General features: G+C 59.7%; 13 protein-coding genes. 9 read left to right on the top strand and 4 right to left on the bottom strand.

Features of this window, described 5'->3' with window-relative positions; all coding sequences use genetic code 11:
* Positions 1-139 precede the first annotated feature (139 nt).
* The 8 genes from hflK (BMY54_RS00820) (at position 140) to cfaB (ending at position 9418) form a co-directional block, all read left to right on the top strand.
* On the top strand, positions 140-2101 hold the full coding sequence (gene hflK, locus BMY54_RS00820; RefSeq protein ID WP_093429577.1) for a protease modulator HflK: 1962 nt from the start codon (positions 140-142) through the stop codon (positions 2099-2101).
* A complete protein-coding gene (hflC, locus tag BMY54_RS00825) occupies positions 2098-3144 on the top strand; it encodes a protease modulator HflC (protein WP_093429578.1) in 1047 nt (348 codons plus the stop codon). Before hflK (BMY54_RS00820) ends, hflC begins: the two co-directional genes overlap by 4 nt.
* The gene (hflK, locus tag BMY54_RS00830) at positions 3141-4190 is read left to right on the top strand and encodes a protease modulator HflK (protein WP_093429579.1); all 1050 of its coding nucleotides are present in this window, start codon (positions 3141-3143) and stop codon (positions 4188-4190) included. Before hflC ends, hflK (BMY54_RS00830) begins: the two co-directional genes overlap by 4 nt.
* Positions 4187-6094, top strand: a complete 1908-nt coding sequence (locus BMY54_RS00835; RefSeq protein WP_093429580.1) for a heavy metal translocating P-type ATPase — start codon at positions 4187-4189, stop codon at positions 6092-6094. The genes hflK (BMY54_RS00830) and BMY54_RS00835 overlap by 4 nt, the downstream gene beginning before the upstream one ends.
* Positions 6095-6204: 110 nt before the next feature.
* A complete protein-coding gene (locus BMY54_RS00840; protein ID WP_093429581.1) occupies positions 6205-6456 on the top strand; it encodes a BufA2 family periplasmic bufferin-type metallophore in 252 nt (83 codons plus the stop codon).
* Between the two features lie 65 nt (positions 6457-6521).
* Complete coding sequence (locus BMY54_RS00845) at positions 6522-7367, top strand: MNIO family bufferin maturase (RefSeq protein WP_093429582.1); 846 nt, start codon at positions 6522-6524, stop codon at positions 7365-7367.
* Positions 7358-8146 carry an HvfC/BufC N-terminal domain-containing protein gene (locus BMY54_RS00850; RefSeq protein WP_093429583.1) on the top strand — a complete coding sequence of 263 codons (789 nt, stop codon included), beginning with the start codon at positions 7358-7360 and terminating at the stop codon, positions 8144-8146. The genes BMY54_RS00845 and BMY54_RS00850 overlap by 10 nt, the downstream gene beginning before the upstream one ends.
* Before the next feature lie 84 nt (positions 8147-8230).
* Entirely contained in the window at positions 8231-9418 is a 1188-nt protein-coding gene (gene cfaB, locus BMY54_RS00855) for a C17 cyclopropane fatty acid synthase CfaB (protein WP_093429584.1), read from the top strand.
* 35 nt (positions 9419-9453) lie between these two features.
* On the opposite strand, the gene cls is transcribed toward cfaB, so the two are convergent.
* A complete protein-coding gene (gene cls / locus BMY54_RS00860) occupies positions 9454-10893 on the bottom strand; it encodes a cardiolipin synthase (RefSeq protein WP_093429585.1) in 1440 nt (479 codons plus the stop codon).
* A gap of 131 nt (positions 10894-11024) precedes the next feature.
* Here cls and BMY54_RS00865 point away from each other — a divergent pair, with 131 nt between their 5' ends.
* Positions 11025-11543: a DUF3617 domain-containing protein gene (locus tag BMY54_RS00865; RefSeq protein ID WP_034152149.1), complete on the top strand. Its 519-nt coding sequence runs from the start codon at positions 11025-11027 to the stop codon at positions 11541-11543.
* 93 nt (positions 11544-11636) lie between these two features.
* Here BMY54_RS00865 and BMY54_RS00870 read toward each other — a convergent pair whose 3' ends face one another.
* Genes BMY54_RS00870 through BMY54_RS00880 form a run of 3 tightly spaced genes read right to left on the bottom strand, consistent with a single transcriptional unit; the run spans position 11637 to position 14404 of the window.
* A complete protein-coding gene (locus BMY54_RS00870; RefSeq protein ID WP_093429586.1) occupies positions 11637-12968 on the bottom strand; it encodes a dihydroorotase in 1332 nt (443 codons plus the stop codon).
* 3 nt (positions 12969-12971) lie between these two features.
* Positions 12972-13532 carry a gamma carbonic anhydrase family protein gene (locus BMY54_RS00875; RefSeq protein ID WP_093429587.1) on the bottom strand — a complete coding sequence of 187 codons (561 nt, stop codon included), beginning with the start codon at positions 13530-13532 and terminating at the stop codon, positions 12972-12974.
* Positions 13529-14404 (bottom strand): metal ABC transporter substrate-binding protein, encoded by an 876-nt coding sequence (locus BMY54_RS00880; protein WP_093429588.1) that lies wholly within the window; start codon positions 14402-14404, stop codon positions 13529-13531. The genes BMY54_RS00875 and BMY54_RS00880 overlap by 4 nt, the downstream gene beginning before the upstream one ends.

A 14404-nucleotide genomic window follows, 5' to 3' on the forward strand; every position in this document is an offset into this window, starting at 1 on the left:
GCGTTTGCGGACATTTCGGTCAAGGCTTCAGCCAAGCGACAGGTTGGGCATCTTTGAATAAGCGTAATTGTGTACGAATATTTCACGCTTTTCGTTATATCGTAACGATATGCAGTGTTGGCTAATGAATTGGGGTGATATGCAAGTCGATCTGGAGGTGGATGGCACGCACGTGACCGGACTGCCGCGCTTTCAACAGGCGGCCGTGCAGAGCCGGCGTCTGCGCCGCTGGGCGATCGGCTTCGGCGGATTGGCCGGGGCAGGCTGGGTGCTGGCGTTCTTTGTCGGGCTGTTTGCCCCGCAGTCATTGTGGCTGCCGCTGCTGGTCAATCAGAGCGCCGCGCTGCTGGTGCTGGTTGCCGGGCTGCAATCGGCGTGGTGGGTGACACAGTGGCGCGCGCGGGTGATCAATCCTGTGGTGCTGGCGCCGCTTGCCGTGGAGGAACAACCCGCGCCGCAAGGGTGGTATGAGCGGCTGCTGGATCGCTTGAGTCAGCGCGGTTTGCATTTGCTTGGTCAGATCGGCGCGGCGACGCTTTGGTTGGGGGGCTGGGCGCTGCTGACGGTGCTGAGCATCGAGCAAGTGTGGAACCTGACGTTGCCGGCCGCTGCGGTGGGTTTATCGGCAACGGTGGGCGCAGCGCTGGCATTGTTGCTGGCGTTCGGTCTGCTGGTGCTGGAGCGGCAACTGGCCCAGGAAAACCCGGCGCAATGGCCCGAAGCGGTTTCACTCGCGCAACTGACGCGTGTGGCGATCATCAGCCTGGTGCTAGGCGCACTGTGTTTGTTGTTCGCTGGCGAGAATGCAGTGTGGCCAGTTCGCGTCGCTGTCCTGATCGGTATCTTGCCGGGATTGGTCGCGATCGAGTTGTTATTGCGCGCCGTTCTTTCAGTGTTCAGCCCTCGTCGCGAGCAGCTTGAGCCGCGCCTGCTGGCGCGCAGTTTTGTCGCCGATATGTTGCGCTGGCCGCCACAACCTTTACTCGCGTTGCAGCATGAATTGCACAACCGTTTTGGCATCGATCTGCGCCAGATCTGGGCGTTCAGCTACATGCGCCGTGCTTTTCTACCGGTGCTGGTGCTAGTAGCTGCAGCCGGTTGGTTGCTCACCGGGATCCATGAAATTCCGTTACAGGGACGCGGTATTTATGAGCGCTTCGGCAAACCGGTGCAGGTATTCGGCCCGGGGTTGCACAGCGGCTTACCATGGCCGCTGGGGCGGGTGCGGATCATCGAAAACGGCGTGGTGCATGAACTGGCCACCAGCGTCGGCGACAACCCGGTCCCGCTGCAAGCCGACCCTGCTGAGGGTCCGGCACCGATGACCGCCAACCGTTTGTGGGACGCCAGCCACGTCAACGACAAATCGCAAGTGATCGCCAGCAGTCGTGGCGAGCAACAGAGCTTTCAGATCGTCAACATGGACGTGCGCTTCGTCTATCGCATTGGCCTCAGCGATCAGGCCGCACTGGCGGCGACGTATAACAGCGCCGATGTGCCAACGCTGATTCGCAGCACCGCCAGCCGGATTCTGGTGCACTACTTTGCCTCGCGCACGCTGGACGGCTTACTTGGTCAAGACCGGGTAGGGCTGGGCGATGAGATTGGTCGCGCGGTGCAGCGTGATCTGCAAACACTCAACAGTGGCGTGGAGATTCTCGCCACGGTCGTCGAAGCCATTCACCCGCCGGCCGGTGCTGCCAATGCCTATCACAGCGTGCAAGCCGCGCAGATCGGCGCGCAGGCATTGATCTCCCGCGAGCGTGGCGCGGCAGCTGAAGCGAGTAATCAGGCGCAATTGCAAGCCAGCCTGGCTCACGATCAGGCCAGCGCCAGTGCCCGGGAAATCAATGCTACGGCGCAGGCGGCAGATCTGAAATTCAGCGCCGAGCAAAAAGCTTACGCCAGTGCCGGCCAGGCTTTCGTGCTGGAGCAATACCTCGGTCAGCTCAGCCAAGGGCTGAGCAAGGCCAAGTTGCTGGTACTCGACCATCGTCTCGGGGGCAGCAGCAATGCGCCGACCATCGACTTGCGGACCTTCACGCTGCCGGCTGACCCGACGCCCGCGCGTACCACCGCTCAACCAGGAGTCGCCCATTGAGCCAGTCGCATACTCACGAACCGCATGATCACAGCGGCCACGATCATGGCAACGGCGGACATCACCATCATCATGGGCATCATCACCATCACCACGGTGCGCCGGAAGAGGCAGGGCCTTTCCCGTGGCGACGCATGAGTTGGGCCCTATTGCTGGTGGCGTTCGCCATCGCGGCGGCCAGCCTGGTGCAAGTGCGCTCGGGCGAGGCCACGGTCATCACGCGTTTTGGTAACCCTGCGCGGGTGTTGCTTGATCCGGGTTTGAGCTGGCGTTGGCCAGCGCCGTTCGAGGCGGCGATTCCGGTCGACTTGCGTTTGCGCACGACGTCCAGTGGCTTGCAGGATGTCGGCACCCGTGACGGCTTGCGCATCATTGTGCAGGCCTACGTCGCGTGGCAGGTGCAGGGCGATGCGGACAATGTGCAGCGTTTCATGCGTGCGGTGCAGAATCAGCCGGACGAAGCGGCGCGGCAGATTCGTACCTTTGTCGGCTCGGCGCTGGAAACCACCGCGAGCAGTTTTGATCTGGCGAATCTGGTGAACACCGATGCCAGTCAGGTGCGTATCGCCGATTTCGAAGCGCAGTTGCGCCAGCAGATCGATCAGCAATTGCTCGCGACGTATGGCGTGCGGGTTGTGCAAGTCGGCATCGAGCGTTTGACCTTGCCGTCGGTGACACTCACTGCCACGGTCGATCGCATGCGCGCCGAGCGTGAAACAATTGCCACTGAACGCACGGCGGTCGGCAAACGTGAGGCCGCGCAAATCCGTTCCGCAGCTGAGCGCGATGCGCGAATTGTGCAGGCTGACGCGACGGTAAAAGCGGCAGAGATCGAAGCGCAGTCTCGTGTCGAAGCGGCGCAGATTTATGGCCGTGCTTACGCCAGCTCACCGCAGCTCTACAATTTGCTGCGCTCGCTGGACACCCTCGGCACCATCGTTACGCCGGACACCAAACTGATTCTGCGTACAGACGCCGCCCCATTTCGAGTATTGGTCGACGGCCCGCCGACACTCGACAGCAAAACCGGATCGCAGCCATGAATGACGAAGTTCCACGTGGAACACATTCGCTGAACAGTCCGTGGATTCAAGCTGGGCGCTTGGCGTTTTTTGCCTTGTACGCGGTGACGATCCTGGCGGCGTTAGTTTGGGTGTTTTCCAATGTGCGGCAAATCGATCCGCAAAATCGCGCAGTGGTTTTGCATTTCGGCGCGCTGGATCGCATCCAGAATGCCGGTCTGCTATTGGCTTGGCCGCAGCCATTCGAACAGGTGATTTTGCTGCCGGCAGCCGATCGGGTGATCGAGCGTCGCGTCGAGAATCTGTTGCGCAGTGATGAGGCGCTGAAGGCCGATCGGGTCGCTTCCTTTGCCACCCCCCTGAGTGATGCGCTGGCCGGATCCGGTTATTTATTGACCGGTGATGCCGGCGTGGTGCAACTGGATGTGCGGGTGTTCTACAAAGTCACTGACCCTTACGACTTCGTGTTGCAGGGCGAGCATGTCTTGCCGGCGCTGGATCGTCTGGTGACGCGCAGCGCGGTCGCGCTGACGGCCGCACGCGATCTGGACACCATTCTGGTCGCTCGACCGGAGTTGATCGGCGCCGACAATCAAGCTGCGGAACGTCGGGAAAAACTGCGTGGCGATCTGGTGCAAGGCATCAACAAACGCTTGGCCGAGTTGAAGGCAGGCGGGCAGGGCATCGGCATCGAAGTGGCGCGGGTGGATGTGCAATCGAGTCTGCCCGATCCGGCGGTCAGTGCTTTCAACGCGGTATTGACCGCTAGTCAGCAGGCCGACAAAGCTGTGGCCAATGCACGCACCGACGCCGAAAAACTCACCCAGACCGCGAATGAACAGGCCGACCGCACGCTACAAGTCGCTCACGCGCAGGCTGGTGAGCGCTTGGCCAAAGCCTCAGCCGACACAGCCACGGTGTTGAGTCTGGCCAACACTACCGACCCGCAAATGCTCCTGCGCCTGTACCGCGAGCGCATGCCGAAAATACTCGGCCAGGCCGGATCGGTGACCACGGTCGACCCGAAAGACGATTCCCGTCTGATCATTCAGGGAGCCAGTAAATGACTGCGACCACCGCCGCACCGAGCCTGTTGTCTTCGGCAGAACAACGCCGTGCTGCACGGCAACTGACCTTGGCCATGCTTGCGCTGGGCCTGCTTGGTCTGGGTCTGATCTGGCGCTGGCAGATGCCCGAGCAAACCGGTGTCAGTCAGTTGCTGCTTGGGTTTGCATCTTTATTGGTTGGCGTGCCGGTAATGCGCTCGGCGTGGTACAGCCTGCGCTATCCGAGCTTGCACGGCATCACCGATCAACTGATTGCCCTGGCTATGCTCGGTGCATGGGCGACTGGTGACTTGCTGACAGCGGCGTTGCTGCCGATCATCATGATCTTCGGCCATGTGCTGGAGGAGCGCAGCGTCATCGGCTCGCAAGAGGCGATCCATGCCCTTGGCCAACTGACGCGCAGCCATGCGCGCAAGGTGCAAGTGGATGGCTCGATCATCGAAGTGGACAACGGCACGTTGAAAGCCGGCGACACCGTTGAAGTGCGCGCCGGTGATCGGATTCCCGCAGATGGTCGAGTGTTATCCGGTCAGGCCAGTCTCGACACTGCATCGATTACCGGTGAATCGGTGCCGGTCGAGGCGGGTGTCGGCATGTCGGTGTTCGGCGGTGCGATCAACCTCGACGGTCTGTTGCGTATTGAAGTGACGCGCACCGGTGGCGAGTCGACGCTGGGCAAGGTCATTGCGTTGATGCAGAACGCCGAGCGCTCGAAACCGCCAATCACCCGGTTGCTCGAACGTTACGCTGGCAGCTATATGGTGCTGGTCTTGCTGCTAGCGGCAGTGACCTGGTTTATCACTCACGATGCGCAAGCGATGCTTGCGGTATTGGTCGCCGCTTGTCCGTGTGCGTTGGTGCTGTCGGCTCCGGCCACGGCGATTGCGGGTGTGGCGGTGGCCGCACGTCACGGCATACTGATCCGCAGTTCGGCGTTCCTTGAAGAACTGGCCGACCTGACTTCGCTGGTGGTCGACAAGACCGGCACCCTGACTTTCGGCACCCTGCGCCTGCAGTCGATCAATAATCCGTGTGCAGATTCGTCCGTGATCATCGCGCTTGCCGCCAGCCTTGGCGCGGCAAGCAGTCATCCGGTCAGTCGTGCGCTCGCAGGGTTGGTCAATCAGGAAGAATGTTTGGCACTCAGTGATATCCACGAACGTCAGGGCCTCGGCGTGGTGGCCATGACCGCGCAAGGCGAAGCCGCGTTGGGCCGACCGGAGTTGTTCGCGCAACTGGGCATCACCACGACGACGGTTCCCGATCACGACGGTCCGATTGCCGGGTTGGCATTGAACGGTGCATTCCTCGCTTGGTTGTTGCTTGCCGACACGGTTAAACCGGAAGCGCGTTTTGCCCTCGACGAATTGCGCGAGTTGGGTCTTGGCCGGCAATTGCTGCTGACCGGCGATCGCCAAAGCGTGGCGCAATCGCTGGCCAGCGAGGTCGGCTTGCATGAGGTGCAAGCCCAAGCCCTGCCCGAGGACAAACTCAATCACGTACTCAAGGAAATCAACAATGGTTTCCGGCCGATGGTAGTCGGTGACGGTATCAACGATTCCCTCGCACTGAAGGCGGGCGTGGTCGGTGTAGCGATGGGCGCGGGCGGAGCGGACATCGCGCTGGCCTCAGCCGACATCGTGTTGATCGGCAGTGACCTGCGCCGTCTCGGTACATGTGTGCGGCTTAGCCGCCAGTGCCGCAGGACGTTGCAGGTCAATGTGATCATCGGCCTGGGCTGGACGCTGGCCATTGTCGTGTTTGCCGCTTTCGGTTGGCTGGGTGCCGCCGGGGCGATGATCGCCGCGCTGCTGCACAACCTCAGCACGTTGCTGGTCCTCGGGAATGCCGGGCGCTTGCTGCGCTTTCAGGAGCCGTTGCTCAAGCTCAAGAACGATCTTTGAAATTATTTTTCGATCCTCTGTAACGCCGTCGGGGCCGCTCTCTCTAGTGCTATGTCGGGACTGAACAACCTTCCAGCCGACACCCCTGACGATTACCGAGGATAAGAAAAATGACCATCAAGACCGCTGCTGCTGGTGCCGCTCTCGCTTTGGCTGCCGCCACAATGTTTGCCGGTGTTGCCTCCAACGCGATGGCCGCCGATGCCAACGTTCACTGCTACGGCGTGACCGCTTGCAAAGGCCAGAACGACTGCAAAACCAAAGACCACGCCTGTAAAGGCATGGGCGCCTGCAAAGGCCAGGGCTTCAAGGCAATGACTCAGGCGGCGTGCGAAAAAGCCGGTGGCAAGGTCGGCGAATAACTGACCGGCAAGTGTTGCCGCAGTGGTTTGCGCCACTGCGGCCACTTTTTATCAGGAGTCCGCACATGTCCGCCTCTTTTCCTTTTCTGGGTTATGGCCTGGGTTTACGCAGTGCTTATTATCAACAGATCCTTGAGCAGTCGCCGGATGTCGACTGGTTCGAAGTGGTCTCGGAAAACTTCATGGTGCAGGGCGGCAAGGCTCTGTATTACCTCGATGCCTTCGCCGAACGCTATCCGTTGGTGATGCACGGCGTATCGTTGTCCATCGGCGGGCCGCATGCCCTCGATCCTGACTACCTCAAACAACTCAAACAATTGGCCGAACGCGTCCGACCGGCATGGATTTCTGATCACCTGTGCTGGAGCCGCGGCAATGCCCATCAGCTACACGATTTGCTGCCGTTGCCTTACACCGAAGAAAGCCTGGTCCACATTGCTGCTCGGGTGATGCAGGTTCAGGACATTCTGCAGCGCCCGTTGGTGCTGGAAAACGTCTCCAGTTACGTGCGCGGCGCCTCTGACGAATTCACCGAGTGGGAGTTTCTTGCTTTGCTCAGCCATGTGAGCGGCTGCGAATTACTGCTGGATGTGAACAATGTCTACGTCAGTTCACGTAATCATGGCTTCGATCCATGGGACTTCATCAGCAGCCTGCCCGTTGATAAAGTCCGCCAACTGCATCTGGCGGGGCACAGCGATTACGGCGATTACGTGATCGACACCCACGACCATCCGGTGAGCGATCCGGTCTGGGCGCTCTATCAACGCACACTCGAACATTTCGGCCCGGTGGCGACGTTGCTGGAACGCGACGATCATTTTCCGCCCTTCGAAGCGCTGCTTGATGAACTGCAAACGGCCCGTCAGCTCGGGAACAAGGTTCTTGCGCGGAGGCAACCATGCTCCTGAAAGAGTGGCAACTGGCGTTTGAAGCGTTTCTGCTCGAAGAAGACCCCAACGCGAATCCGACGTTGAGCGAGAGCCTGATCGGTGGCCCGACACTGGATGTCGGCACGGGACTGGCGATCTACCACAATGCTTACAAGGCGCGTTTGCTGGACGTGTTGCGCAATGACTTTCCCACGAGCCTGCACTGGCTGGGCGATGAGGAATTCGACCGCCTCGCAATGGCTTACATCTATCGGTATCCGTCTGCGCACTTCAGCCTGCGCTGGTTGGGTAAAGGCTTCGAAGGCTTCGTCCGCGAGCATCTGGTGCCGGAACAGAGCGCGCCGCTGGCCGAGCTGATTGCGCTCGAATGGGCCTTCACCCTGGCTTTCGATGCACCTGCCGCTGAGCCGCTGACAATTGAGGCCATGGCGGCTTTGGCTCCGGAGGAGTGGCCCGAATTACGCGTCAGAGCGGTGCCGTCCATGCAACGGCTGGAGTGCCGTTTCAACAGCCTATCTTTATGGCGCTCGGTGAAGGAAGAAGCGCAATTCCCTGAAAGCGCGCCGCTCGAAATCCCACAGATCTGTCTGATCTGGCGAAACCAGTTGATCTGCAGTTACCGCAGCCTGGATTCAGCCGAAGCCTCAGCTCTCATGGGCATACTCAACGGTGGCTGGAATTTCGCCGAACTGTGCGCCGAGTTAGCAGTCACTTATGGTGAGGGCGCGCCACTTCAAGCGGTTACCTGGTTGAAACAGTGGATACAGGATGGTTTGCTGGAGCGTCTGCAACGATAGACAAGGTTAATCAAATCGATAGCCTGCTATTTTTTCGGGATGGTCTACCCTCAGATCTGACGTCTGAAACAAGGGGGATTTTCCATGCTCGCGCAACTTCCACCGGCCTTACAGAATCTGCAGCTTCCGCTGCGCCTGCGACTCTGGGATGGCCATGAGTTCAATCTGGGGCCGGCGCCCAGCGTCACCATCGTGGTCAAGGACCCGACGATGGTCACCCAGTTTACCCATCCAAGCCTCGACACGCTCGGAGCGGCATTCGTTGAAGGCAAGCTGGAACTGGAGGGCTCGATCAGCGAGGTCATCCGGGTCTGCGACGAATTGAGCAACGCGTTGCTCGGCGAAGATGACGACAGTCAGCCAGTGCGTACCTTGCACGACAAGGAAACCGACGCCAAAGCCATTTCCTACCATTACGACCTGTCGAATGCGTTCTACCAGCTCTGGCTGGACAGCGACATGGCCTACTCCTGCGCGTATTTCGAAACCGGCAGCGAATCCCTCGAGCAGGCGCAACAAGCCAAATTCCGCCACCTTTGCCGCAAGCTGCGTTTGCAGCCGGGTGACTATCTGCTGGATGTCGGTTGCGGCTGGGGTGGGCTGGCCAGGTATGCCGCGCGGGAGTTCGGGGCGAAAGTGTTCGGCATCACCCTGAGCAAGGAACAGCTGGAACTGGCCCGCGAGCGGGTCAAAGCCGAAGGCCTGGAAGACCAGGTCGAACTGCAATTGCTCGACTATCGCGACCTGCCTCAGGACGGGCGTTTCGACAAGGTAGTCAGCGTCGGCATGTTCGAACACGTTGGCCATGCCAACCTGGCCGAGTACTGCAAAACCCTGTTTGGCGCGGTGAAGGAGGGCGGTCTGGTGATGAACCATGGCATCACCGCCAAGCACACCGACGGCCGCCCGGTGGGACGTGGTGCCGGGGATTTCATTGAGAAATACGTCTTCCCCAACGGCGAATTACCGCACCTGGCGATGATATCGGCCGAGATCAGCGAAGCCGGTCTGGAGATTGTCGACGTCGAAAGCCTGCGCCTGCACTACGCGCGCACGCTGGACCACTGGAGCGAGCGGCTGGAGGACAACCTGGAAGCCGCTAGCAAACTGGTGCCGGATCAAGCGCTGCGTATCTGGCGTCTATACCTGGCCGGTTGCGCTTATGCGTTTGCGCGCGGCTGGATCAATCTGCACCAGATCCTCGCGGTGAAGGCGCATGCGGATGGCAGCCATGAACTGCCGTGGACGCGCGACGATATCTACAACCCTTAACCGCTAAGCAGTCCTTTTCTTACCGGTGAGGGCTTTCATAGAATCGGTGAAATAAGCCGGGCGATCCGCATGCCGACCTGTTGCAGGCGGTGGATCTCCCGGCTTTCTTCTTTGGCGACCTCGTAGGCTTGCGCGAAATCGGCGCTGAGCATGTTCTCCACGCTGGCGGCGAAGTCACTGTCGACGGTCAGCAGCATCACTTCGAAATTCAGCCGGAACGAACGGTTGTCCAGATTGGCGCTGCCGATCGCGCTGATCTCGCTGTCGATCAACACCACTTTCTGATGCAGGAAACCGGGTTCGTAGCGGAATACCCGCACGCCGGCCCTCACGGCCTCAAAGGCGTAGAGACTGGAAGCAGCGTAAACGATGCGGTGATCGGGACGCGACGGCAGCAGCAATCGCACATCGACGCCACGCAATACGGCCAGCCTCAGTGCGGCGAATACGGCTTCGTCCGGAATGAAATACGGGCTGGTGATCCACACCCGTTCGGTCGCCGCGTGGATCGCTTCGACAAAGAACAACGAGCAGGTTTCGTAGGCATCCGCCGGGCCGCTGGCGAGCAATTGGCAGAGCACGCCGTCATCCGGGTACTCGTCAGGCAGGATCAGTGGCGGCAGTGCGCGCGCGGCCCAGAACCAGTCTTCGGCAAAGGATTCCTGCATACACGCGACCACCGGGCCACGTACCTTCACATGCGTATCGCGCCAGGGTGCCAGCGGTGGTTTTTCACCCATGTATTCATCGCCAACGTTATGCCCGCCGACAAACCCGACCACTCCATCGACCACGACGATCTTGCGGTGATTACGGAAGTTGACCTGAAAGCGATTGAGCCAGCCACTGCGTGTGGCGAAGGCTTTGACCTCGACGCCGCCATCACGCAACGTCTGCACATAGCTGTGGGGCAGGGCGTGGCTGCCGATGCGGTCGTAAAGCAGATGGATTGATACGCCTTCAGCAGCCTTCTTCAGTAGCAGATCACGCAAACCCTGACCGAGCCGATCATCGTGGATGATGAAAAACTGAATCAGCACCGCTTCTTTAGCTTGATCGATGGCCTGAAATATAGCGTCGAAGGTGGCTGCACCGTTGACCAGTAATTGCACTTCGTTATTCGCCAGACATGGCATGCGCCCGAGTTTGGGCATTGCGCGTAACGAAGCGTAGGCATTCGAGGCGCGTGCAGTCAGCGCTTCTTCCACCCACGGACGCCAGTTCAACTCGGAGATGGCCTGACGCATCTGTTCGTTGGCCTGGCGTCGTGCCTTGATGTAACCATCAAAGGTGCTGCGCCCAAATACCAGGTACGGAATTAGCGTGAGGTAGGGAATGAAGATCAGCGACAATGCCCAGGCGATCGAGCCTTGAGCCGTGCGCACGGTGAGCACCGCGTGAATTGCGGCGATCAGACCGAGGGTGTGTATCAGGGCGATCAGATAACCGAAAATGTGCGGTCCAAAATAATCCATGGGGCAGCCTTGCTCCGGAAGATTCAATGCTTAACAGACCATGTTCTGCCGCGAATGTCGCTATTTAATTGGGGCATGAACCGAAGCAATCGGCCGACGTCTAACGGCCACTACTGATCAGGAGTTTTTCGATGAACGTTCGTCTGCTGGGTTTGGCGCTGGGCCTGGGTTTGGCATTGCCGGTGGTTGCGCAGGCGCAGATGCTGCAGCCGGGGCTGTGGGAAATGACATCGAGCAACGTCAAGGTCGATGACCAGCCGATGGATGTGCAATCGATCCTCGGCCAGTTGCAAGGCCAGATGACCCCGCAACAGCGTGCTGCGCTGGAGAAGAACGGGATCAATATCGGCGGCAAGGGCATTCGTGCCTGTCTGACGCCGGAGCAGGTGGCGACCAACGATATTCCATTGGCCGACCCGCAATCGGGCTGCAAACAGCAGATTACCGACCGCACGGGCAACCAGTGGAAATTCCGTTTCAGTTGCCCGAAAGCGCAGGGTACCGGGGTGGCGACGTTCCTCAGTGATCGTGAATTCACCACCGTGGCCAACGGCACGTTCAATGCGATCGGGATCAATCAGAAGGGCAGTCTGGAGACTCGCGCGGTTTGGTTGGGTCAGGACTGCGGCGCTGTGAAGCCAAGAGCTTAAAAGCTTCGCGAGCAGGTCGAATCGTCGTACCGTCGCTCCCACCTTTGAAATGCAGTCTAATGTGGGAGCCTGCTCGCGAAAGCGTCTTCGTATTCAGCGCATAAACCTCAGCGCCAGCCCCCGACATCCCTCGTTCACCCGACCCTCCCGCCAGGCAATCTGCCCCGACACCATCGTCGCATTCACCCGATGCCGAAAGCTGCGCCCGGCAAACGGCGTCCATCCGCACTGCGACAGAATGGGTTGCCGATCGACCTCCAGCGTCTGCGCCTCAACCAGCACCAGATCCGCCCAGTAGCCCTCACGTAGATACCCACGATCGGGAATCGCAAAAAGATCCGCGACTCTGTGGCTGGTCTTCGCCACCAGCGTAGTGATTGGCAGCACATCGTCCGCCACTAACTCCAGCAGTGCCGGTAAAGCGTGCTGCACCAATGGTAAACCCGCAGGTGCCTGCGCATAAGGTCGCTGTTTTTCAGCCCAGGTATGCGGTGCATGGTCACTGCCGATCACATCGAGTCGATTGCTGTTCAGTGCCGCGCGTAGTGCATCGCGATCGGATTGGGTTTTGATCGCCGGATTGCATTTGATCAGGTTGCCGAGGTGGGGATAGTCGCGATCATCAAACAGCAAATGGTGCAGGCAAACTTCCGCCGTGATGTGTTTTTGCGCCAGCGGTTTGTCCTCGAACAACGCCACTTCACGCGCCGTGGTCAGGTGCAAAACATGCAGGCGCGTGCCGTGACGTTTCGCCAGATCAACCGCCATTGAAGAAGAGCGATAACAGGTCACGGCATTACGGATCAACGCATGGGCAGCCGGGGGCAAACGATCACCGAACAGCTCATGCAAGTTGGCGGCATTGGCGTTGATGCTGGGCGTGTGCTCGCAGTGAGCCAAGAGGATCGTCGGCACCTCGGCGAACAGTCGCTCGAGGATCTTCGGATCGTCCACCAGCATGTTGCCGGTCGATGCGCCCATGAACACTTTCACCCCGGCGACTTCACACGGATTGAGCGCCGCCACTGTATCGAGGTTGTCCTGGCTCACGCCAAAGTGAAACCCGTAGTTGGCCACGGAGTTGATCGCAGCCCGGCGCTTTTTATCCGCCAACGCTTCGAGGGTGAGAGTGGCCGGGGTTGTATTCGGCATGTCCATAAAACTGGTGATGCCACCGGCGACCGCCGCCCGCGACTCGGTATGAATGCTGCCCTTGGCTGGCGCACCAGGCTCACGAAAATGCACTTGGTCGTCGATCATCCCCGGCAGCAGCCATTGGCCCTTCGCGTCGATTTCAACCTTGGCGTTTTCGCCTTCGATGCTGCGGGCAATCTTGACGATGCGCCCATTGCTGACCAACACATCGCCGTCGAACTCGCGTCCTTCGTTGACCAGCCTTGCGTTGCGAATCAGCACGCTGCTCATGGTTCAGAACTCGTTCTGCAAGGCTTTGTAGCCGCGCACCAGGTCGACGTTGGTGCGCGCCACGTCTTCGGAAAACTCCGAGGCGCTGACGCTCACCGGTGGAAATTGCGAGAGGTCGGTGTTCGGGCCGATGCGAGTCGTCGAGGGCACATAGAAAGCGTCCGGCAAATCTCGCCCGTCGACCACCGAGTTGTGCCGCACCACACAACCGTTGCCGACGACGCAGTTGAACAGGACGCTGTTGAAACCGATGAACACTCGATCGCCAACGACGCAGGGGCCGTGCACGATCGAGCGGTGGGCGATGGAACTGTACTCACCGATGGTCACTGCCGCGCCGGATTTGGAATGGATGACCACGCCGTCCTGGATATTCGAATTGGCGCCGATGATGATCGGCTCCATCTCGCCTGAGGCGTCCACTTCGTCGGCGCGAATGACTGCATAGGGGCCAACGAAGACGTTCTCGCCGATCACCACTTTGCCGCAGATGATCGCGGTTTTATCGACGTAGGCCGACTCGGCAATGTGGGGCAAATCACCTGAAGGATTCTTGCGGATCATGGTTGGCTCAGTGCGTCGTAAAGAGTGTTGAGGTTGTATTCGAACAGACCGGTGAAGGTACTGGCGGGACCGCTGGCAGCGAGGGCATCCGAGTACAGCGTGCCGCCAATGTGCGCGCCGCTTTCGTCAGCGATCTGTTTGAGCAGGCGTGCGTCCTTGATGTTTTCCATGAACACCGCTTTGACGTGGGCCTGGCGAATCTGGGTGATCAGCGCAGCGACTTCGGCAGCCGAGGGGTCGCGTTCGGTGGACAGGCCTTGCGGTGCCATGAAGTCGATACCGTAGGCCTGACCGAGATAACCAAAAGCATCATGGCTGGTAACGATCTTGCGGTTGCCCGGTGGCAGCGCACCGAGTTTGGCTTTGGCTTCGGCGAGCAGGGCGTAGATCTGCTTAAGGTAGGTTTTGCTGTTGCGTTCGTAGTCGGCCTTGTTCGCGGGATCCGCAGCGATCAGTGCTTTGGTGATATTGGCGACGTACAACTCGGCGTTTGCCAGATTGTGCCAGGCATGCGGGTCGGGAACGGTTTCGCCGTCTTCATCCAGCGAGCGTGGAATCACGCCGTGACTGGCACTGATGACCGTGGCTTTGGTCTCGGTGCTGGTCACGAGGCGATCCAGCCACGGCTCGAAACCAAGACCGTTCTTGATGATCAGTTTGGCGCTGAGCAGCGCTTTCGCATCATCCGGTGTCGGCTCGTAAGTGTGCGCATCGGTGTCCGGGCCGACCATATTGGTGATCTGGACATGTTCGCCGCCGACCTGATGGACCATGTCGGCGAGGATGCTGAAGCTGGTGACCACGGGCAGTTTTTCCGCGGCCGACAATGACATCGACAGCATCAGGCTGAACAGCACGAGTAGAGCGCGCAT

Source organism: Pseudomonas sp. ok266 (genome assembly GCF_900110195.1).
GTDB classification, from domain to species: domain Bacteria; phylum Pseudomonadota; class Gammaproteobacteria; order Pseudomonadales; family Pseudomonadaceae; genus Aquipseudomonas; species Aquipseudomonas neuropathica.

Coding starts and splice junctions, on each gene's coding strand:
- hflK (WP_093429577.1), top strand. CDS start 140: ATGCAAGTCGATCTGGAGGTGGATGGCACGCACGTGACCGGACTGCCG.
- hflK (WP_093429579.1), top strand. CDS start 3,141: ATGAATGACGAAGTTCCACGTGGAACACATTCGCTGAACAGTCCGTGG.
- BMY54_RS00835 (WP_093429580.1), top strand. CDS start 4,187: ATGACTGCGACCACCGCCGCACCGAGCCTGTTGTCTTCGGCAGAACAA.
- BMY54_RS00840 (WP_093429581.1), top strand. CDS start 6,205: ATGACCATCAAGACCGCTGCTGCTGGTGCCGCTCTCGCTTTGGCTGCC.
- BMY54_RS00845 (WP_093429582.1), top strand. CDS start 6,522: ATGTCCGCCTCTTTTCCTTTTCTGGGTTATGGCCTGGGTTTACGCAGT.
- BMY54_RS00850 (WP_093429583.1), top strand. CDS start 7,358: ATGCTCCTGAAAGAGTGGCAACTGGCGTTTGAAGCGTTTCTGCTCGAA.
- cfaB (WP_093429584.1), top strand. CDS start 8,231: ATGCTCGCGCAACTTCCACCGGCCTTACAGAATCTGCAGCTTCCGCTG.
- cls (WP_093429585.1), bottom strand. CDS start 10,893: ATGGATTATTTTGGACCGCACATTTTCGGTTATCTGATCGCCCTGATA.
- BMY54_RS00865 (WP_034152149.1), top strand. CDS start 11,025: ATGAACGTTCGTCTGCTGGGTTTGGCGCTGGGCCTGGGTTTGGCATTG.
- BMY54_RS00870 (WP_093429586.1), bottom strand. CDS start 12,968: ATGAGCAGCGTGCTGATTCGCAACGCAAGGCTGGTCAACGAAGGACGC.
- BMY54_RS00875 (WP_093429587.1), bottom strand. CDS start 13,532: ATGATCCGCAAGAATCCTTCAGGTGATTTGCCCCACATTGCCGAGTCG.
- BMY54_RS00880 (WP_093429588.1), bottom strand. CDS start 14,404: ATGCGCGCTCTACTCGTGCTGTTCAGCCTGATGCTGTCGATGTCATTG.